24 protein-coding genes, 1 tRNA gene and 2 pseudogenes are annotated in these 19,272 nt (G+C 66.4%); 19 read left to right on the top strand and 8 right to left on the bottom strand.

Annotated elements, in window-relative coordinates:
• Positions 1-121: 121 nt before the first annotated feature.
• Positions 122-1,108, bottom strand: a complete 987-nt coding sequence (locus ACZK2V_RS16165) for a tetratricopeptide repeat protein (protein WP_236494365.1) — start codon at positions 1,106-1,108, stop codon at positions 122-124.
• 222 nt (positions 1,109-1,330) lie between these two features.
• Here ACZK2V_RS16165 and ACZK2V_RS16160 point away from each other — a divergent pair, with 222 nt between their 5' ends.
• Together ACZK2V_RS16160 and ACZK2V_RS16155 are read left to right on the top strand one after the other, a co-directional pair.
• Positions 1,331-2,521, top strand: coding sequence for a glycoside hydrolase family 18 protein (locus ACZK2V_RS16160; protein WP_486322587.1), 1,191 nt, complete (start codon positions 1,331-1,333; stop codon positions 2,519-2,521).
• Positions 2,522-2,621: 100 nt separating this feature from the next.
• Entirely contained in the window at positions 2,622-3,014 is a 393-nt protein-coding gene (locus ACZK2V_RS16155) for a VOC family protein (RefSeq protein ID WP_049401221.1), read from the top strand.
• Positions 3,015-3,143: 129 nt separating this feature from the next.
• Here the strand turns inward: ACZK2V_RS16155 and ACZK2V_RS16150 are convergent, their stop codons facing one another.
• Genes ACZK2V_RS16150 through ACZK2V_RS16140 form a run of 3 tightly spaced genes read right to left on the bottom strand, consistent with a single transcriptional unit; the run spans position 3,144 to position 5,273 of the window.
• The gene (locus tag ACZK2V_RS16150) at positions 3,144-4,703 is read right to left on the bottom strand and encodes a PepSY-associated TM helix domain-containing protein (protein WP_049423853.1); all 1,560 of its coding nucleotides are present in this window, start codon (positions 4,701-4,703) and stop codon (positions 3,144-3,146) included.
• Positions 4,704-4,713: 10 nt separating this feature from the next.
• On the bottom strand, positions 4,714-4,977 hold the full coding sequence (locus ACZK2V_RS16145) for a hypothetical protein (RefSeq protein WP_049401219.1): 264 nt from the start codon (positions 4,975-4,977) through the stop codon (positions 4,714-4,716).
• Positions 4,977-5,273 (bottom strand): hypothetical protein, encoded by a 297-nt coding sequence (locus ACZK2V_RS16140; protein ID WP_005410439.1) that lies wholly within the window; start codon positions 5,271-5,273, stop codon positions 4,977-4,979. The genes ACZK2V_RS16145 and ACZK2V_RS16140 overlap by 1 nt, the downstream gene beginning before the upstream one ends.
• 429 nt (positions 5,274-5,702) lie before the next feature.
• Between ACZK2V_RS16140 and thrS the strand changes: the two genes are divergently transcribed.
• From thrS to ACZK2V_RS16085, 11 genes and pseudogenes are all read left to right on the top strand, one after another.
• The gene (thrS, locus tag ACZK2V_RS16135; protein ID WP_049423855.1) at positions 5,703-7,604 is read left to right on the top strand and encodes a threonine--tRNA ligase; all 1,902 of its coding nucleotides are present in this window, start codon (positions 5,703-5,705) and stop codon (positions 7,602-7,604) included.
• 48 nt (positions 7,605-7,652) lie between these two features.
• Complete coding sequence (gene infC / locus ACZK2V_RS16130; protein WP_005410437.1) at positions 7,653-8,195, top strand: translation initiation factor IF-3; 543 nt, start codon at positions 7,653-7,655, stop codon at positions 8,193-8,195.
• 266 nt (positions 8,196-8,461) lie between these two features.
• Positions 8,462-8,659: a 50S ribosomal protein L35 gene (gene rpmI, locus ACZK2V_RS16125; RefSeq protein WP_005410436.1), complete on the top strand. Its 198-nt coding sequence runs from the start codon at positions 8,462-8,464 to the stop codon at positions 8,657-8,659.
• A gap of 11 nt (positions 8,660-8,670) precedes the next feature.
• A complete protein-coding gene (gene rplT, locus ACZK2V_RS16120) occupies positions 8,671-9,030 on the top strand; it encodes a 50S ribosomal protein L20 (RefSeq protein WP_006380762.1) in 360 nt (119 codons plus the stop codon).
• 55 nt (positions 9,031-9,085) lie between these two features.
• Positions 9,086-10,217: pseudogene (gene pheS, locus ACZK2V_RS16115) on the top strand (phenylalanine--tRNA ligase subunit alpha).
• A gap of 85 nt (positions 10,218-10,302) precedes the next feature.
• Positions 10,303-12,684, top strand: coding sequence for a phenylalanine--tRNA ligase subunit beta (pheT, locus tag ACZK2V_RS16110; RefSeq protein WP_486322586.1), 2,382 nt, complete (start codon positions 10,303-10,305; stop codon positions 12,682-12,684).
• 27 nt (positions 12,685-12,711) lie between these two features.
• Entirely contained in the window at positions 12,712-13,011 is a 300-nt protein-coding gene (locus ACZK2V_RS16105; RefSeq protein ID WP_005410432.1) for an integration host factor subunit alpha, read from the top strand.
• Positions 12,992-13,348: a MerR family transcriptional regulator gene (locus ACZK2V_RS16100; RefSeq protein ID WP_005410431.1), complete on the top strand. Its 357-nt coding sequence runs from the start codon at positions 12,992-12,994 to the stop codon at positions 13,346-13,348. The genes ACZK2V_RS16105 and ACZK2V_RS16100 overlap by 20 nt, the downstream gene beginning before the upstream one ends.
• 68 nt (positions 13,349-13,416) lie before the next feature.
• Positions 13,417-13,493, top strand: a tRNA-Pro gene (locus tag ACZK2V_RS16095).
• A gap of 117 nt (positions 13,494-13,610) precedes the next feature.
• Positions 13,611-13,811 (top strand): hypothetical protein, encoded by a 201-nt coding sequence (locus tag ACZK2V_RS16090; RefSeq protein WP_014037933.1) that lies wholly within the window; start codon positions 13,611-13,613, stop codon positions 13,809-13,811.
• Positions 13,808-14,149 carry a low molecular weight protein tyrosine phosphatase family protein gene (locus ACZK2V_RS16085; protein WP_486322585.1) on the top strand — a complete coding sequence of 114 codons (342 nt, stop codon included), beginning with the start codon at positions 13,808-13,810 and terminating at the stop codon, positions 14,147-14,149. The genes ACZK2V_RS16090 and ACZK2V_RS16085 overlap by 4 nt, the downstream gene beginning before the upstream one ends.
• On the opposite strand, the pseudogene ACZK2V_RS16080 reads toward ACZK2V_RS16085, so the two are convergent.
• Together ACZK2V_RS16080 and ACZK2V_RS16075 are read right to left on the bottom strand one after the other, a co-directional pair.
• Positions 14,128-14,564: pseudogene (locus ACZK2V_RS16080) on the bottom strand (N-acetyltransferase family protein). The gene ACZK2V_RS16085 and the pseudogene ACZK2V_RS16080 sit on opposite strands and share 22 nt — an antisense overlap.
• Before the next feature lie 85 nt (positions 14,565-14,649).
• Positions 14,650-15,159, bottom strand: a complete 510-nt coding sequence (locus ACZK2V_RS16075; RefSeq protein WP_032128662.1) for a DUF3011 domain-containing protein — start codon at positions 15,157-15,159, stop codon at positions 14,650-14,652.
• A 240-nt stretch (positions 15,160-15,399) separates the two neighbouring features.
• Between ACZK2V_RS16075 and ACZK2V_RS16070 the strand changes: the two genes are divergently transcribed.
• Positions 15,400-15,795 carry a hypothetical protein gene (locus ACZK2V_RS16070; protein ID WP_012511691.1) on the top strand — a complete coding sequence of 132 codons (396 nt, stop codon included), beginning with the start codon at positions 15,400-15,402 and terminating at the stop codon, positions 15,793-15,795.
• A 24-nt stretch (positions 15,796-15,819) separates the two neighbouring features.
• On the opposite strand, the gene ACZK2V_RS16065 is transcribed toward ACZK2V_RS16070, so the two are convergent.
• On the bottom strand, positions 15,820-16,512 hold the full coding sequence (locus ACZK2V_RS16065) for an aspartate/glutamate racemase family protein (RefSeq protein WP_049423866.1): 693 nt from the start codon (positions 16,510-16,512) through the stop codon (positions 15,820-15,822).
• 86 nt (positions 16,513-16,598) lie between these two features.
• On the opposite strand from ACZK2V_RS16065, the gene ACZK2V_RS16060 reads away from it, so the two are divergent.
• From ACZK2V_RS16060 to ACZK2V_RS16040, 5 genes are all read left to right on the top strand, one after another.
• Positions 16,599-16,910 (top strand): ArsR/SmtB family transcription factor, encoded by a 312-nt coding sequence (locus ACZK2V_RS16060; protein ID WP_042358872.1) that lies wholly within the window; start codon positions 16,599-16,601, stop codon positions 16,908-16,910.
• Positions 16,910-17,317: an SRPBCC family protein gene (locus ACZK2V_RS16055; protein ID WP_486322584.1), complete on the top strand. Its 408-nt coding sequence runs from the start codon at positions 16,910-16,912 to the stop codon at positions 17,315-17,317. Before ACZK2V_RS16060 ends, ACZK2V_RS16055 begins: the two co-directional genes overlap by 1 nt.
• Positions 17,296-17,904 (top strand): ATP-dependent Clp protease proteolytic subunit, encoded by a 609-nt coding sequence (locus tag ACZK2V_RS16050; protein ID WP_032128666.1) that lies wholly within the window; start codon positions 17,296-17,298, stop codon positions 17,902-17,904. The genes ACZK2V_RS16055 and ACZK2V_RS16050 overlap by 22 nt, the downstream gene beginning before the upstream one ends.
• A 98-nt stretch (positions 17,905-18,002) precedes the next feature.
• On the top strand, positions 18,003-18,644 hold the full coding sequence (locus ACZK2V_RS16045) for a LysE family translocator (RefSeq protein WP_032128667.1): 642 nt from the start codon (positions 18,003-18,005) through the stop codon (positions 18,642-18,644).
• Between the two features lie 94 nt (positions 18,645-18,738).
• Entirely contained in the window at positions 18,739-18,912 is a 174-nt protein-coding gene (locus ACZK2V_RS16040) for a DUF1328 domain-containing protein (RefSeq protein ID WP_006380555.1), read from the top strand.
• A 22-nt stretch (positions 18,913-18,934) separates the two neighbouring features.
• Here the strand turns inward: ACZK2V_RS16040 and ACZK2V_RS16035 are convergent, their stop codons facing one another.
• The gene (locus tag ACZK2V_RS16035) at positions 18,935-19,267 is read right to left on the bottom strand and encodes an SMR family transporter (protein WP_005410423.1); all 333 of its coding nucleotides are present in this window, start codon (positions 19,265-19,267) and stop codon (positions 18,935-18,937) included.
• Between the last annotated feature and the right edge of the window lie 5 nt (positions 19,268-19,272).

The following is a 19,272-nucleotide window of genomic DNA, read 5'->3' as shown; positions in this document are numbered from 1 at the left end:
GATTACGGTAGGTGTCAACCTTGGTTGACACGCTCCTGGAATCGCTGAAATGAAAAAGCGGGCTTCGGCCCGCTTTTTCTTTGCCTGGAATCCTGTGGATGAGGACCGTTGGTCCTTGCACTTACGCGTCTTCTTCGTCCTCCCCCAGCCACCAGACCTGGCCTGGCTCCGGGTCGCTCATCGGGTGCTCGCGCTGTTCGATGGCCTCCAGCACCCGGCCGGGGGCTGCAGCGACCCACACCGCCATGAGCTTTTCCACCGCAGCCCGGCCCTGTGCGGCCACGCCGAGGTCACGTTCGCGTCTCCATTGGTCTTCATCTGGCGCCTCATCACCATGCTGGTGCGGCGTGCCGTAGCTGCAGCGGCGGCACAGCCGGCGCACGGTAGCCGTCCAGTCCTCGACCATGCCGATGCCGGGCAGGGTGATTGCCTCCAGCGCAGCGATGTCATCGGCCGAATCGCACTGCACGAACACAGTGAAGGTCGCCATGTCCGATGCCTGCAGGCGCTGCATTGCATTGAACACCGGCACCTCGTGTTCGCTGTACGTACGGCGGCCGGTCGAGGCGCCGTCGTGCAGCACGATGTCGCCGAAGCGAAAGCCGCTTTCGGGCAGCGGTACGTTGTGGATGCGTGCACGCACCGGATCAATGCGGCTCATGTACACCACTTCGGCATCCGACCACGGTGCCAGGCGCACGCAGGCCACGCCGAAGTGGCCCTCGATCGGGCCCTCGCCTTCGGGCAGGGTGATGCCACAGCGGGTCCACTGGCGTCGTGCTTCGGCCCAGTCCGCCATGCCGGTGGCGGCGATGCCGGCATTCCAGGCAGTGGCGACATCGAATTCCCCACGCAGCTGCTCCGATTGCAGGTTGTCCTGCAGTGAGGCAGCCCAGTCGCGCAGGTACTTGTGCGCCAATCCGCGCATGTAATGCAGGTACGGCACTTCGGGGGCGAGTGCGATCAGCTCACCGAACAGCGCCACCGCCTGCTGCAGGTCGCCCTCTCGGAAGGCGGCGTAGGCGCGTGCCTCCAGGGCCTGGCATTCGTCGAGGGTTTCGTCGTCCAGAAGGTCGCCGTCGTCGAGGTTGTCGTGGTCGGTGCTCATGTCCATGCGCGGTTGAAGGTCCGCGGCTACCTTAGCCGATGCGCGAGCCCGCGAAGGCGGCGTCGGCGTGTGTCCTGCTGCAGTGCATGAGGGTCGTTGCATGACTGGCGCGTTGTCGTCATCCGGCGGGATGCACTTGTCCACTGGACGACATGCCATGACAACCGTCCCACAACCCCTTCCGTTTGCTAACGTGGCTGCGCCTTCGAACCGGGAGATCCCATGTTCCGCCAGACCGTGGCTGCCCTTGCCGTGCTGATTGCCGGTGCCTTGCCCATTGCCGTGCATGCGGCATCCGCGCAGCCGCCGATCTTCGGTGCCTACTACCCCGGTGGTTCGGCCGAGCGCTACCCGGTGTCGAGCATTCCGGCCGAGCGCCTCACCCACCTGTTCTACGCGTTCTCCACCATCGAGGACGGGCGCTGCACGATCGGTGCGGAAGCGCCGAAGAATTTCGCGGCGCTGGCCGAGCTGAAGAAGGCGCACCCGCATCTGCGCACGCTGATCTCGATCGGTGGCTGGGGGGCAGGTGGATTCTCCGATGCAGCGCTGACCGAGGGCAGCCGCAAGCGCCTGGTCGACTCATGCATGGCGCTGTTCTTCGATCGTCATGCTGGCAGTTTCGATGGCGTGGACATTGACTGGGAGTTCCCGGTCAGTGGCGGACCGAAGGAGCTGGCACACCGCCCGCAGGACCGCGCCAATCTGACCCGGCTCGCGCAGGCGTTCCGCGTGGCCCTTGATGCGCATGGCCGCAAGGCGGGGCAGCCGATGCTGTTGACCGCTGCACTGGCCGCCGGTCGCCTGCAGACCGATGGCCCCTACGATCCAGCCGCAAGCTATGACCTGCCGGCGCTGGCCAAGGTGTTCGATTTCATCAACCTGATGAGCTACGACATGGGCACCGGCTTCTCGGCGGTGTCGACGTTCAATGCGCCCCTGCATGAAGTGCCGACCGATCCATTGGCGCCGGAACTGCGGCGCTGGAACAACGTCGCCGGCGCGGTGCAGTACTACCGCGAGCACGGTGTGCCGGCCGACAAGCTGGTGCTGGGTGTGCCGTTCTACGGGCGCGGCTTCAAGGTCACCGGCGATGCGCCGGATGGGCTGTACCAGTCCTACAGTGCACCGGCCGATGCCGGCGATTGGCGGGTGATCAAGGCGCGTTATCTCGACCAGCCGGGCTGGACGAAGCACTGGCAGCCACAGGCGCAGAGCCCGTGGCTGTACAACGCCGAGCAGAAGGTTTTCATCAGCTATGAAGACCCGCGCTCGATCGGCCTGCGTGCGCAGTTCGCCCGTGAGCAGGGCCTGGCCGGCGTCTTCATGTGGGAGCTGACCGGCGACGACGAACATGCGAGCCTGCTCAACGCCATGCTGGCTCCCTGGCAGAAGGCGCGCATCGGCGATTGAACCTCGCCTGGCTGCGCAGGGTCATGCCTGGCGCAATGCCGCAACGTCATCGGCCCGACACCGCACACTACCGCCACGTCCGCAGCGCTACGCTGCGGGCATGATCCATCTCGAACGCCTGGACCACCTGGTCCTCACCGTCGCCGACATCGACCGCAGCTGTGATTTCTACCAGCGCGTGCTCGGCATGCAGGTCGTGCGCTTCGGCGCCGGTCGTACCGCGCTGCAGTTCGGCCAGCAGAAGATCAACCTGCATCCGGCCAGCGCCCCGCTGCAACCGCATGCGCTGCGGCCCATGCCGGGCAGCGCCGATCTGTGCCTGGTCACGCGCACGGCGACGACCGATGTGCTGGCCCACCTGCAGGCGCAGTCCGTTGCAGTGGAGGAGGGGCCGGTCGCACGTACCGGCGCGCTGGGGCCGATCGAATCGGTGTACTTCCGCGACCCGGATGGCAACCTGATCGAAGTGAGTCGTTACCCCGGCGAGGCATGATCCTGCTTGGGTAGCGTCGAGCTTGCTCGACGGAGCTTGGCGCGAAATCAACAGCTGTCGAGCATGCTCGACGCTACAGGGGGCGTTGCGCGTAACGGTCGGTAGCGCCGGGCCATGCCCGGCGACGGCTCAGTTGGCCCAGACGCTGTTGGGGTCGCCGTTGCGGGCGCGGCGTTGGCTGGCCACAGCCAGGCGGGCGAAGCCGAAGGCCATGGCCAGCGCGATGGCATCGACCCAGAACAGCGGCCAGTGGCCACGCGCGGCAGCACGCCACAGCCAGTCACCATTGAGCGCGCCATGCAGGATCGGCACCAGTGCGGTACTGATCGCCGCCGCCCACAGCAGTTCGCGTGCCGCCTGCGCCGGGCGTCGCAGCGCGGCCCACAGCGCACAGGCCGCCCAGCTGCCGAAGCAGGCCCAGCGGATGCCGTGGTCGACCGCGGACGGTGCCAGCCGCTCCAGCACCAGTGCGGTGACGAAGGCGACCGAGATCGCCACGCACAGGCCGATGCACACGCCGACCGTGGCCCGCGCCATGTTCACACCGGCGCGTGGCTGCTGCGGCTGGCGACGCTTGCGCCGCGACTCGATCCACAACAGGTTGCCGGAGTAGAACAGGAATGCACCGCCGAGGCCTAGCAGGAAGTACAGCCAGACCACCACGCCGTTGCCGAACTCGCCAAAGTGCAATGCGTAGGCCGCGCTGAGCGTGGCGTGGTTGGCGTCGCGCTGGCCCGGCAGCTGGGAGGCCAGGACGTTGCCGGTGGCCACGTCCAGTGCCACCGCGCCGAGCGGGCCGAGCGTGCCGGTGGATTCGCCGGTGATCTCGATGGTGGCATTGGCATCGCCGGCGTTGGCCAGCTTCAGGTAGGTCGGCTCGAAGTTGGCCACGCCTTGTGCACGGGCGACTTCAAGCGCGCGTGCATGCAGCACGCGCAGGCTGCCCGGCGGCGCCGGAATGCCGCTGGCGTCGCGCACCGGCGCGGTGTCCATCGCCGTCGGCACCGCCTGCAGGGCCTTGCCGTCGTAGATCAACGGGTTGAGCAGGGCCATCTGCACGAACACCAGGCAGAGCAGGGCACCGGTCACCGCGAACATCAGATGGAAGGGCAGGCTGAGCACGCCGATCACGTTGTGCGCGTCCTGCCACAGCTGCTTCAGGTTGCGGCCCGGACGCAGCGCGAACAGATCACCGAACAGCTTCGGCAGGTGGATCACCAGGCCGCTGAGCAGGGCCATGCCATACAGCAGGCTGACGATGCCCATCACGTAGATGCCGGCCACCGGCAGTCCGAGGCTGTAATGCAGCTCGTTGACCAGTTCGGCCAGCCCGGTCTGTGGCGGCGTGGTGCTGCCGGCGATCTGTCCCGGCCAGGCGTAGCGCCAGCTGCCGTCATCGGCCTGCCAGTAGGCCAGTGGCTGCGGGTGTTCGGTGCCGGGGAAGGTCATGCCGACGTGGCGGCGCGCTTCCGGATGCGCGGCAAGCACGTCTTCCAGCAGGTACTGCGCGTCGTCCAGGCCGGCGGGGAGTGCGGTGGCTGCACCGGGCGTCTGCCACAGCGGCAGGTCGTGGTGGAACAGGGTCAGCGCACCCGCGTAGAAGGCCACGAACAGGCCGAAGCCGGCAACCAGGCCGACCCAGGTGTGCAGGGTGGTGAACGTGCGCAGCGTCTGCGAACTGAACTTCATGGGAAAGGTCTCATTGCACCGCGCCGGTCAGGCGCAGCAGCCCGAGCACGGCAAAGCCGGCGGCGGCGCTGCCGGCCAGCACCAGCCAGGCGCGCAGCGCGCTGCGGAAACTGAACGCCCACAGGGCGGCCAGCATCCACAGCGGGATGAAGGCGATGAGGGTCGGCACCAGCGCCCGTTGCCACGGGCCGGGCGGCAGCCACGCCAGCAGGCCGGTGACGGCGGCGGCCAGGAGGAAGCCGGCCACGATGCCGGCGAAGGCGCGCGGCCACATCACGGCGACTCCGTACCGGGGCGGTGCCAGGCCGCCAGCGCCGGCAGCAGCATGGCGGCCAGCATCCAGGTGCACAGCATCGCCACCAGGCCGGCGGCAAAACCAAGCTCGGCCATCCACAGCCACAGCGCGGCGGCAGCGGCGACCAGGCCGATCTGGCGGCCAAGGCGGCCGGCACGGCGCAGGCGCGGCCAGCGGCAGTGTGGCGAGGCGGCATAGAAGGCCAGCGCCGAGAACATCGCCGCCAGCATGCCCAGGCTGCAGAAGCCGAGCGTGGAAAGGCCGACGGTGATCATCGCGGGCAGCCGGCGCGGCGGCGGGCCGGCGAACGCGGGACACGGGCGGGGCCGGCGGGAGCCGGTCGGAGCGGGTGGCGCATCACGGGGTCCTGGGGGAAAGCGGGCAGGCTGGCACGGGGCGACCTGCGGCGACATGGTAATCATTGCAATTTCCCCCCGCCAGCGAGGCCCATTCAGCGGACCGTACGGTAGCCCTTGGGCTTTCCGCCGGGCTGGTTTAAGATCATCGCAGAACCCTGACTGGAACAAGGTGGCCCGCGCCCAGCGCCGGCCGAGCGTGCGACATGAGCACTACCACCGCCCACTGTTGACCTGCCCCCGAAGGCCCTGTGTTCCAGGCGCCCTCGCGGCGCTTTTTTATTGCCCGGGCGCCGCCCCGGGAACGCTTTCCAGCCCGCCCAGCGGGCCCCGCACGAAGCCACTGCGATGATCAACATTACTCTTCCCGACGGCAGCCGCCGCGAATTCGAAAATCCCGTCAGCGTCATGGAGGTCGCCCAGTCGATCGGCGCCGGCCTGGCCAAGGCCACCATCGCCGGTGCCGTGGATGGCGTGCTGGTCGATGCCAGCGACGTCATCGACCACGATGCCAGCCTGCGCATCATCACCGCCAAGGACGAGGAGGGCGTGGAGATCATCCGCCACTCCTGCGCCCACCTGGTCGGCCACGCCGTCAAGCAGCTGTACCCGGACGTGAAGATGGTGATCGGCCCAGTGATCGCCGAGGGCTTCTACTACGACATCTACTCCGAGCGCCCGTTCACCCCGGACGACATGGCCGCGATCGAGAAGCGCATGGGGGAACTGATCGCCCAGGACTACGACGTCATCAAGAAGGTGACGCCGCGCGCCGAAGTGATCGAGATCTTCAAGGCCCGTGGCGAGGACTACAAGCTGCGCCTGATCGAGGACATGTCCGACGACATCCAGGCGATGGGCATGTATTACCACCAGGAATACGTGGACATGTGCCGCGGCCCGCACGTGCCGAACACGCGCTTCCTGAAGGCCTTCAGGCTGACCCGCATCTCCGGTGCCTACTGGCGCGGTGACGCGCAGAACGAGCAGCTGCAGCGCATCTACGGCACCGCCTGGGCCGACAAGAAGCAGCTCGAGGCGTACATCAAGCGCATCGAAGAAGCCGAGATGCGCGACCACCGCCGCATCGGCAAGCAGCAGGACCTGTTCCACCTGCAGGAAGAAGCGCCGGGCCTGGTGTTCTGGCACCCGAAGGGCTGGGCACTGTGGCAGGTGGTCGAGCAGTACATGCGCAAGGTGTACCGCAAGACCGGCTACGGCGAAGTGCGCTGCCCGCAGATCCTGGACGTGAGCCTGTGGCAGAAATCCGGCCACTGGGACAACTACCAGGACGCGATGTTCTTCACCGAATCGGAGAAGCGCACCTACGCGCTCAAGCCGATGAACTGCCCGGGCCACGTGCAGGTGTTCAACCAGGGCCTGCACAGCTACCGCGACCTGCCGATCCGCTATGGTGAGTTCGGTGCCTGCCACCGCAACGAGCCGTCCGGCGCGCTGCACGGCATCCTGCGCGTGCGTGGTTTCACCCAGGACGACGGCCACGTGTTCTGCACCGAAAACCAGGTCGAGGCGGAAGTGACCGCGTTCCACCAGCAGGCGCTGGCGGTCTACCAGCACTTCGGCTTCGATGAGATCCAGGTCAAGATCGCGCTGCGTCCGGAATCGCGCCTGGGCGATGACGCCACCTGGGACAAGGCCGAGGGCGCGCTGCGCTCGGCACTGTCCAGCAACGGGGTGGAGTGGCAGGAGCTGCCGGGCGAGGGCGCCTTCTACGGCCCGAAGATCGAGTACCACCTGAAGGACGCGATCGGCCGTACCTGGCAGCTGGGCACGATGCAGGTCGACTTCATGATGCCGGGCCGTCTGGGCGCCGAGTACGTGGACGAGAACAGCCAGAAGAAGCACCCGGTCATGCTGCATCGCGCCATCGTGGGCTCGATGGAGCGCTTCCTGGGCATCCTGATCGAGCACCATGCCGGCCAGTTCCCGACCTGGCTGGCGCCGACCCAGGTGGTGGTGGCCAACATCACCGACGCCCAGGCCGAGTACGTCTCGGGCGTGACCAAAACCCTTGCGGAGCAAGGCTTCCGCGTCAGCTCGGATTTGCGTAACGAGAAGATCGGCTATAAAATCCGCGAGCATACGTTGCAGCGCGTGCCCTACCTGCTGGTCATTGGTGACCGCGAGAAGGAAAATGGGGCTGTGGCGGTGCGTACGCGTTCTGGCGAAGACCTGGGCAGCATGAGCCTGCAGGCCTTCATCGAGCGGCTCCAGGCCGAGGGCGCGTAAGCAAAGGTCCGGTCCGGGGGCACAGGCACCCGGACCGGTTCGATACCCTTGGGAGAACGTAATATCAGCACCCCTGACAACAAACAGAACCGCAAGAATCAGGAAATCCGTGTGCCGCGCGTCCGCGTGATCGGCAGTGACGGAGAAATGATCGGCGTGTTGTCGCGCGACGAAGCGCTGTCCATGGCCGAAGATGAAGGCCTGGACCTGGTCGAAATCCAGCCGCAGGCCGATCCGCCGGTCTGCAAGATCATGGACTTCGGCAAGTTCAAGTTCGAAGCGCAGAAGAAGGCCAGCGAGGCCAAGAAGAAGACCAAGCAGGTCGAGATCAAGGAAGTGAAGTTCCGTCCGGTCACGGACGAGGGCGACTACCAGATCAAGCTGCGCAAGATGCGCGGGTTCCTCGAAGATGGTGACAAGATCAAGGTCAACATCCGTTTCCGTGGCCGTGAAATGAGCCACCAGGAACTGGGCCGCGAAATGGCCAACCGGATCGAGACCGATCTGGGCGAGGACATCGTCATTGAATCCCGTCCGCGCCTGGAAGGGCGTCAGATGGTCATGATGATCGCGCCGAAGAAGAAGACCTGAGGCCTGACGGGCCGCCTTCCGGGGCGCCTGGCTGAATGGTTCAGGGTAGAGGGACGCCATGGGCGTCCCTTTGCTTTTGCAGGAAGCCGGTGAATTGCCGGCGAAAGGGTTGCAGGGGCTGGTGGCAGGGCGGTTTTGCCTGTATCATGCCCGGCTCGACCCACCCAGGACGGGTCGTACGCCGATCATGGCAGGACGGAAAGAGCGGCCCAGGCCGCCGCCAGATCAGTCAGAAACCAGGGTCATATCCCATCAAGGACATTGCAATGCCCAAGATCAAGACCAACCGGGCAGCGGCCAAGCGTTTCCGCAAGACCGCCTCGGGCAAGTACAAGTGCGGCCACGCCAACCGTAGCCACATCCTCACGAAGAAAGCGACCAAGCGTAAGCGTAATCTGCGTCAGACGGGCCATGTCCGTGCAGAAGACGCAGGCCGTCTGGACCGCATGCTCCCTTACCTCTGAGGAACTGAAAAATGGCACGAGTTAAGCGTGGCGTACAGGCGCGTCGCCGCCACAAGAAGATTCTGGATCTCGCCAAGGGCTATTACAACGCCCGTCGCAAGGTCTTCCGCGTCGCCAAGCAGGCGGTCATCAAGGCACAGCAGTACGCCTACATCGGCCGTAAGCAGAAGAAGCGCAACTTCCGTTCGCTGTGGATCACCCGTATCAATGCGGCTGCCCGCATCAACGGCCTGAGCTACAGCCGCTTCATGAACGGTCTGCTGAAGGCCGGCATCACCCTGGATCGCAAGGTCCTGGCTGACATCGCCGTGCACGACGCAGCCGGCTTTACCGCGCTGGCCGAAAAGGCCAAGGGCGCGCTGGCGGCATAAGTCCTTCCCGATGCCGTAACCGTTCACTCGGAACGGTGTCAGGTCAAGGCAATGCATGGGGAAGGGCGCAAGTCCTTCCCCATTCTTTTTTGGGTCCCGGCGAGGCCATGACGGCAGCGCGGGGACGGCGGTGGCGACAGGGGTCGGCCCTTCGCGCATCGCGATGGCAGATCGACTGGAGTTCCGGCCCCCCATGAGCGACATCCAATCCCTCACCGCCCAGGCGCTGGCCGATGTGGCCGCCGCACAGAGCCCCGACGTGCTGGAACAGCTGCGCGTGGCCCTGCTTGGCAAGAGTGGCAGCATCACCTCGCAGCTCAAGCAGCTCGGCGCCCTGCCGGCCGACGAGCGCAAGGCCGCCGGTGAAGCGATCAACCAGGCCCGCGACGCGCTGACCCGCGCGCTGGGCGAGCGCAAGGCGCTGCTGGAAGACGCGGCACTGGATGCGCGCCTGGCCGCCGAAGCCATCGACATCACCCTGCCGGGCCGCAATGGCGACCGCGCCGGCCTGCATCCGATCACCCGCACCCTGGAGCGCATCACCGGCATCTTCGGCCGGCTGGGCTACGAGCTGTCGGAAGGGCCGGAGATCGAGGATGACTGGCACAACTTCGAGGCGCTGAACTTCCCGCCGCACCATCCGGCGCGCCATGCACGACACCTTCTACTTCGGCGACGGCCGCCTGCTGCGCACGCATACCTCCGGTGTGCAGGTGCGCTACATGGGCGACCACGCGCCGCCGCTGCGCATGATCGCCGCCGGCAAGGTGTACCGCAGCGACAGCGACCAGACCCATTCGCCGATGTTCCACCAGGTGGAAGGCCTGCTGGTGGACGAGCATTCGACCTTCGCCGACCTGAAGGGCACGCTGGCCGAGTTCGTGCGCGCATTCTTCGAGCGCGACTTCGAGATGCGCTTCCGCCCCAGCTACTTCCCGTTCGTTGAACCGGGCGCGGAAGTGGACATCGCCTGGCAGCAGCCCGATGGCAGCACCCGCTGGCTGGAAGTGCTCGGCTGCGGCATGGTCCATCCGAACGTGCTGCGAAACGTCGGCATCGATCCGGAGCGCTACACCGGCTTTGCCTTCGGCATGGGCGTGGAGCGCTTTGCGATGTTGCGTTACGGCGTCAACGATCTGCGCGCGTTCTTCGAGAACGATGTGCGCTTCCTCAAGCAGTTCGCGTAAGCGCCGGTCCGTAGAGTCGAGCTTGCTCGACTGCTTCTAAATTCGCAGGCCCAGGCGCATGCGCCGGGCCCACCAGGGTGACACCATGAAATTCTCCGAAAACTGGCTGCGCAGCCACGTCCCGACCCGCGCTTCGCGCGATGAACTGAGTGCGGTGCTGACCGCCATCGGCCTGGAAGTGGAAGACGTGACCGCGCTGGGCGAAGGCCTCGAGCACGTGGTCGTGGCGCGCATCGTCGACGCCGTACGCCATCCGGAAGCCGACCGCCTGCAGGTGTGCAAGGTCGATGCCGGGCAGGGCGAGCTGCTGCAGATCGTGTGCGGCGCACCGAACGCACGTCCGGGCCTGGTTGCGCCGCTGGCGATGGTCGGCGCGCAGATTGGCGAGCTGAAGATCAAGCCGGCCAAGCTGCGCGGTGTCGAGTCCAACGGCATGCTGTGCTCGGCTAAGGAGCTGGGCCTGGACAACGATGCCTCCGGCCTGCTGGAGCTGCCGGATGACGCACCGGTCGGCCAGGCTCTGGTCGAGTACCTGGGCCTGCCGGACGCCAGCATCGAGATCAAGCTGACCCCGAACCGCGCCGACTGCTTCAGCCTGCGCGGCATCGCCTACGACGTCGCCGCCGCCACCCGCAGCGACGTGCTGGATTTCACCGCCGAGACGATTCCCGCCATCGGCAGCCGTGAGCTGGCCATCCAGCTCGACGCCGGCGCCGAAGCACCGCGTTACCTGGGCCGCGTCATCGAAGGTGTCAACGCCGCCGCCGAGACCCCGCTGTGGATGGCCGAGCGCCTGCGCCGCAGCGGCGTGCGCCCGGTCTCGCTGCTGGTCGACATCACCCAGTACGTGATGCTCGAGCTCGGCCAGCCGATGCACGCGTACGACCTCGGCACCCTGCAGGGCAGCATCGCCGTGCGCCGTTCGCGTGCCGGCGAGAGCCTGAAGCTGCTGGACGGCCGCGACGCCGCGCTGGACGACAGCTTCCTGGTCGTGACCGACGCCGATCGTGCGGTCGGCCTGGCCGGCCTGATGGGCGGCTTCGACACCCGCGTCACCGACGCGACCACCGCCGTGTTCCTGGAAGCCGCGCACTTCGCGCCGGCCGCGATCATGGGCCGTGGCCGCAAGCTGGGCCTGCACACCGATGCCAGCCACCGCTTCGAGCGCGGTGTCGACCCGGCACTGCCGCGTACCGCCATCGAGTACGCCACCCGCCTGGTGCTGGACCTGGCCGGCGGTACCCCGGCGCCGGTCACCGAGGCCGTGCGTGAGGCTGACTTGCCGCAGCCGGCAACCATCGTGCTGCGCCGCGCCCGCATCACCCGCGTGCTCGGCATCACCATCGACGATGCGGAAGTGGAGCGCATCCTGCGCGCGCTGGGCATGGACGTGGTTGCCACCGCCGATGGCTGGCAGGTGGCCGCGCCGAGCCGCCGCTTCGACATCGCCATCGAAGAAGACCTGATCGAGGAGCTGGCCCGCATCCACGGGTACGAGCAGATCCCGACCACGCTGCCGGGAGGTGCCTCGCGCGTGGCGATGCCGAGCGAGACCCAGCTGGACGCGCTGAGCGTGCGCCGCCAGCTGATCGCCCGTGACCAGCAGGAAACCGTCAATTTCGCCTTCGTCGACGACGCGCTGCTGACCCAGTGGCAGCTGCGCGACGGCCTGGTGCCGCTGGCCAACCCGCTGTCGGCCGAACTGGCGGTGATGCGCCCGTCGCTGCTGCCGGGCCTGGTCGCCACGTTGGGCCGCAACGCCGCCCGCCAGATCGGCCGCGTGCGCCTGTTCGAGTTGGGCCGCGTGTTCGCCCAGCAGGCCGGCGACGGCCGGCCGGCGCCGCTGGAAACCCCGCGCGTGGCCGCTGCGGTCTGTGGTGATGCACAGGCACTGCAGTGGGGCCTGCCGGCCCGCAAGGTCGATTTCCATGACCTGAAGGGCGATCTGGAATCGCTGGCGGCTGCCAGTGGTGCGGTACTGGAGTTCCGCCCGTCGGCCCGCCCCTACGGCCACCCGGCCCGTTCGGCCGAGGTGTTCCGCGATGGCGTGGCGATCGGCTGGATCGGCCAGATCCACCCGCGTCTGGCCAAGGCAATGGACATCGAAGCCGACGTCTATGCCTTCGAACTGGACCTGGAGCCGCTGACCGCCCGCCGCCTGCCGCGTGCCGGCGAACTGTCGCGCTTCCCGGCAGTGCGTCGCGACCTGGCATTCCTGGTGCCTGAACAGGTGGCCTGGGCCGATCTCGCGGCCACCGTCCGCCAGGCTGCTGGCCCGCTGCTGCGCGACCTGAACCTGTTCGACCGCTACGTCGGCCAGGGCGTCGAGCCGGGATTCAAGAGTCTCGCTATGGGCTTGATTTTGCAGGACAAGTCGCGCACTCTGACGGACCGCGACGTGGATGCGGTGGTGGCCGAGGCGGTCACTGCCATCGAGCGTGAACATCACGCCCGGATCCGCGGCTGAGCGGGCAGCACTCGGGGGTAGCAGGCAATGGCATTGACCAAGGCGGAGATGGCGGAAAAGCTGTTCGACGAAGTCGGTCTGAACAAGCGGGAAGCCAAGGAATTCGTCGACGCGTTTTTCGATGTGCTGCGTGAAGCATTGGAACAGGGACGTCAGGTGAAGCTGTCGGGCTTCGGTAATTTCGATCTGCGGCGCAAGAACCAGCGCCCGGGTCGCAACCCCAAGACCGGCGAGGAAATTCCGATTTCCGCCCGTACGGTGGTCACCTTCCGTCCGGGCCAGAAGCTCAAGGAGAGGGTGGAAGCTTATGCTGGATCCGGGCAGTAACCGCGAACTACCGCCGATCCCGGCCAAGCGCTACTTCACCATCGGTGAAGTCAGCGAGCTGTGCGACGTCAAGCCGCACGTCCTGCGCTACTGGGAAACCGAGTTTCCCAGCCTTGAGCCGGCCAAGCGCCGAGGCAACCGCCGCTACTACCAGCGCCACGACGTGCTGATGGTGCGGCAGATCCGCAGCCTGCTGTACGAACAGGGCTACACCATCGGTGGTGCACGCCTGCGTCTGGACGGTCCCGATGCCCGAGAGGAATCGGCGCTGAGCAACCAGATCATCAAGCAGGTGCGCATGGAGCTGGAAGAAGTGCTGCAGTTGTTGCGCCGCTGATCCCATTTCCATCGTAATCCGCTATACTTCACGGCCCGCCGCACTGGCGGGCACATCGCAGCATCAGTCGGGGCGTAGCGCAGCCTGGTAGCGCATCTGCCTGGGGGGCAGAGGGTCGTCGGTTCGAATCCGGCCGTCCCGACCACTGTGATGAATCAAGAAGCCTGCGCAGCGATGCGTGGGCTTTTTTGTGCGCGCGGTGTATGCTGCGCGCCACTCGTACTACCGCGGCTGCTGAACCCGGTACTCACGAGAACACATCATGGAATCTGCAAGAAACCGTGCCTGGCGTCGCAGCCAGGCGCGCAACCGTGGTGGCGACCGCGCCACGACCGCCTACAGCTACAAGCCCGAGAAGAACTGGAAGCTGCTGTACACGCGCGATGCCAAGCTTGCGCGCGCACGCCAGCTGGGCTTCACCTATCCGGTGCTCAGCGCCCGCCAACTGCAGGAACAGGAATGATCAACCTGCTGTTCGTCTGCAGCCGCAACCAGCTGCGCAGCCCGACCGCCGAAGCCATGTGGCGAGGGCGGCCCGGCTTCACTGCGCTGTCGGCCGGCACCAGCCCGCATGCACGACGCCCCATCGGCCCGGCGGACATCCGCTGGGCCGATGTCATCTTCGTGATGGAGGCCAAGCATCAGCATCGACTGCAGGCCGCATACGCGCGCCTGCTGGAACACAAGCGCCCGCATTGCCTGGATATCCCGGACGACTATCGCTGCATGGATCCCGTGCTGATGGATCTGCTGGACACCAAGGTGACCGCGTATCTCGATCAGCTGCCGGCAAAGCGGTAGATCAGCTCCGGGTCGCCGTCATCCAGTCCATGCACGATGCCGCTGTCGATGAAGCCCGATGCAACGAGCAGGCGCTGCATGGCGATGTTGGAGGCATTGGTCGAGGTGAACAGCTTGCGCTGTCCACGCTGTGCGATCGCGTGCCGCAGCAGTGCGGCGCCGACGCCCTGGTTGCGCCGCTCGCGCCGACCATCAGCATTTCGACGAAGCCTTCGCCGAAGAAGTGCTCATGGAGGGTCATGTAGCCAACGATCTCGCGCTCCTGCTCGGCAACATGCACGTTGCCCCGCGCCAACCACTCGCCAATCTGTTCCGCCCGTCGAGGGTCGCTTGCCGCCACGCTGTCGAGTGCGATCAGCGCGGAGGCATCGGCGGGCGTCGCGTCGCGGAGGCGCAGCGCAGTCGCAGCGGGCATGGTCGGGCTCCTGACAGGAGGGCTCAGTCTATCGGCTCTGCCGCAGGCGCAGCCGCACCCGCCGCAGCCAGCGCGTGCTCGGCAGTCAGTACACGCGGAACTCGGCCCGGCAGCCGTCGCTGACCCACACGCCGCGGCGGTCCCAGCCCCAGTTCTGGTCCTCGATGCAGGCCGTCACCGACTTCTGCTTGATCAGGCGCACCTCGTGGCGCACACGGATACGGCATTCCTTGTCCTTCTTTTCGTAGGACTCGCAGACCAGGCGCTCGCCATCATCGTCACGGTCCCTGCCGCGGCCCGGCCAGCGTCCGCGCCCATAGCCGTCGGCGACGAACTCGGCGCGGCAGCCGTCGGTCACCCACAACGTGCGGCGGCTCTGGCCCCAGTTCTGGTTCTCCACGCAGCGGGTGACCGACAGTTGCCTGGCCAGGCGCATCGGGCCCTCGATCGGGCATTGCGCGGTCTTGTTGAACTGCGATTCGCAGCGCAGCGCCGGAATGTGATCGGTGTCGTAGTCCTGTGCGGCCACGGTGGTGGCGGCCAGCAGCAGGGCAAGGGAGGTGCCGGTGATCGTCAGCAGCAGGCGATGGGACATGTGCAGGCTCGGTGGGGATGGGGCGGCAAGAATGGCCCAGTCCGGGGCTGCCGGAACGCTTCGTTCCGAAGATGGCTCAGTGGCGGTTTAGTAGTACGCGCGGGCCCATGCAGAGGCTTACATCCCGTATCATCGCTGCACATCCGATCGCATCGGTTTACACCCTCTTACATGTCTCCCACGCCGGTCCGCACAGCCTGTGGCTGTTGTCACTGGCATGCGGCCGGCGCGTGGAGGAGGATGCGCGGACCACGACGACCACAGGGGGTTGCGTTGATCAGCAGTACCGTCATTCATCGCTCGGCCGACGCAGGTGGCGCCGAGGTGCGGGTCCTGGACACCACGTTCAAGGGCAAGCATGTGTTCATTGCCTGGGGCCTGCGCGGGCCGGAACTGACCCGCAGCGCGGACCCGGCTGCCACCGTGGCTGCACGCAAGGCGCTGCACGCGGTTGCCGGCCACAGTGAGGGGCCGCGCAGCCCGGAAGTGTTCATCGCCAACCAGTCAGCGGTGGCGATCACGGTCTATCGCCTGCTTACCGAGGCGCGCTCCGGCGATGCCATCTTTTTCCTGTGCGATTCACAGGCGGTGGTCGAGTGGCTCATCACCGCGCTGGAAGTGCAGGGCGCGGACTGATTCCGCGCTCCGGCGCGCATCGATTCACGCCAGCGCCGCGTCCACCGCAGCCCGTGCGTGCAGTGCAGTGGTATCGAACAGCGGCACTGCGCTGTCTTCCGGTCGTACCAGCAGCATGATCTCGGTACAGCCCAGGATGATGGCTTCGGCACCGCGCGCCACCAGTCTCGCGATCACGCCGGCGTAGACCTGTCGTGAGTGCTCGCTGACCACACCGGCGATCAGTTCCTGGTAGATGATGTCGTGCACGCTGCGACGATCATCGGCTTCGGGAACCAGCACCTCCAATCCGAAGCGATCCTGCAGCCGGCCGCGGTAGAAGTCCTGTTCCATGGTGAAGGCGGTACCGAGCAGGCCCACCTTGCGTGCGCCTGCCTGCACGATGGCCTGGGCGGTGGGGTCGGCGATATGCAGCAGCGGCAGTGGGCAGACCGCCTCGATGCGGTCGGCCAGCTTGTGCATGGTGTTGGTGCAGATCAACAGGAGATCGGCGCCACCGGCCTGCAGGCGCCGTGCAGCGTCGGCCATATGGTCGCCCAGCGCATTCCAGTCGCCGTCATGCTGCAGCTGCTTGATGCCGGCGAAATCCACCGACCACAGCAGCAGCTGCGCCGAATGTGCGCCACCGAGGCGCTGCCGCACGTCCTCGTTGATGAGCCGGTAATACTGCGCCGAGCTTTCCCAGCTCATGCCGCCGATCAGGCCAAGGGTCTTCATGCACAGCTCCATGCCGGGGAGCCGTCATTGCAGCACAGCCGATGCGGGAGTTGCACTACACATTAGTGGTTGCTAATGTGTTGGTCATGATCGAGAACGCCCTCTTCAAAGCGCTGGCCGACCCCACCCGCCGCCACATCTTCGAAAAGCTGGCCGAGGGCGGGCAGCATGCCAGCGCGCTGCGCGAGGGCATGGCGATCAGCCAGTCTGCGATGTCCCAGCACCTGGCGGTGCTGCGCGATGCCGGGCTGGTGAGCGAACAGCGCCAAGGCCGTTTCGTCCACTACGAGGTCGATCCGCGCGGGCTGGCGCACATCGGCAACTGGCTGCAGCGCTACCGGGCCTACTGGCCCGCGCGGATGGATGCCTTGCAGGATCTGCTGAAGGAGATGGACTGATGGACGATGTTCTGAACGAAGCGGCTCCCGCGTTGGTGATGGAGCAGTGGCTGCCAGCGCCACCGGAACGGGTCTGGCGCGCACTGTTCGATCCGGCGCTGCGTGAGCGCTGGTTGCCTGCGGCCGATCTTGCCGATCCGCAGCCCTGCCTGTGCGAGGAGGGGCGGGAACTGGGGTTCCACCTGCGCGATGCGCAGCCCCCGCATCTGCACAGCCTGGTGTGTTTCCGGCTGCGCGCGGATGACGGCGGGGGGACGGTGCTGACCATCGTGCATCGCCTCACCGACCTGCGCGCTGCTGCCGTTGGCCGCCAACGACGATCATCGCACCATGATGCGCGCGGCCTGAGCCGGCGCCTGGATCGAACGCTACAGGGAGCAGGCACATGCGGGACAGAATGCAGCTGATACCAATGGTGGTGGAACGCAGCGAGCGCGGTGAGCGCTCCCATGACATCTACTCGCGGCTCCTGCGCGAGCGCATCATCTTTCTCAACGGCGAAGTCGATGACACTGTGTCGGCGCTGGTCTGCGCGCAGCTGCTGTTCCTGGAATCGGAAAACCCGGAGAAGCCGATCCATCTGTACATCAACTCGCCGGGTGGAGTGATCTCCAGCGGCCTGGCGATGTACGACACCATGCAATACATCTCGGCCCCGGTGCATACGCTGTGCATGGGCACCGCGCGGTCGATGGGTTCGTTCCTGCTGATGGCCGGCGAGCCCGGTCACCGTGCGGCGTTGGCCAATGCCAGCCTGCATGTGCATCAGCCGCTGGGCGGGGTGCAGGGCCAGGCGTCGGACATCTTCATCCATGCCGAGGAAATGCAGCGCACCAAGCAGCGCATCACCCGGCTGTATGCGCAGCATTGCGGACGCAGTGTCGAGGAGGTCGAGCAGACCCTGGACCGCGATCGTTTCATGAGTGCCGAGCAGGCATGCGAATGGGGCTTGATCGATCAGGTACTGGTACGGCGCGACGCGCTCGCGGCCTGAGCCTGCCTCTGTAACCACCGCATCCATGCTGCGCTGTGTGTGCCGCGCCAGGCCGGCGCACTCTATGCTGGTGGGATCTTCTGAAGTGGATGTCCGATATGGCCCTGCATACCTGGTGGTGGTTCCTCGCCACGGTGTTCGTTCTGTGTGGTACGCCGGGGCCGAACATGCTGCATATCCTCGGTCGCAGCGTCGGGCTCGGCTTTCGCGGTAGCGTGCCGGCGATGGCTGGCTGCCTGCTGGCGATGCTGCTGGTGCTGGCGGCCTCCGCAGCAGGCCTGAGTGCGCTGCTGCATTCCTCGCCGATGCTGTTTGAGGTGCTGCGCTATCTGGGCGTGGCCTATCTGGCCTGGCTGGGCCTGAAGGCATGGCGTGACAGTTGCCGGCCGGCACCACCGGTGACGGTCGATGCCGCGCTGCCGGTTGCGGCGTCGCTGGGCGCGTGGAAGGTGTTCCGTGGTGGCCTTCTGGTGGGCCTGAGCAATCCCAAGCTGCTGCTGTTCGCTGCGGCGTTCCTGCCGCAGTTCGTCGACCCGTCGCGTGGCCAGGCGCTGCAGTACAGCGTGCTGGTCGCCACCTTCGCCGGCTGCGAACTGTTCTGGTACGTGATGTATGCCGCCGGTGGCCATGGCCTGCGCCGATGGTTGGCCAAACCCTTCGCGCGGCGCTGGTTCGAGCGGCTGGTGGGCAGCGTGTTCCTGGCCTTTGCAGTGGCCCTGCTGCGTTTCCGCCCGCGCTGATTCACGCCGCGCACGCGGCCTGTTCACGACTGCCGCATCGGCTACGGCCTAGCCTGATCATCCAGTACGCAGTCCCCACGGGGAAAGGTTTGACATGATCAAGTGGGCCATCATCTTCGCCATCATCGGCGTCATTGCGGGCGTGCTCGGCTTCGGCGGCATTGCCGGCGCCGCGGTCGGCATCGCCAAGTTCCTGTTCTGGGCCGGCATCATCATCGCCGTGGTGCTGTTCCTGCTCGGCATGACCGTAGCGAAGAAGGTCAGCTAGCGTTGATCGCGCAGCAGCGTACTCAGTGTGCGCTGCTGCGCGAGAACAGATTGATCACCAGTACGCCAGCACAGATCAGGCCGATGCCGATCAACGCCGGTGCATCCAGGCGCTGCTTGAACACCACCAGCCCGATCAGCGAGATCAGCACGATGCCGACGCCGGACCAGATCGCGTAGGCGATGCCGGTCGGGATCGACTTCATGGTCATCGACAGCAGGTAGAAGCACAGTCCATAGCCGACCAGCGCGCCCAGTGTCGGCGCCAGCCGGCTCATGCCGTCGGATGCCTTCAGCAGCGACGTGGCAATTACTTCCAGCACGATGGCAGCGGCAAGGTAGAGGTAGGGATTCATTGAGC

The sequence above is a fragment of the Stenotrophomonas sp. 93052_Sma genome, from assembly GCF_056481145.1.
This window is presented reverse-complemented; position numbering and strand designations above follow the sequence as displayed.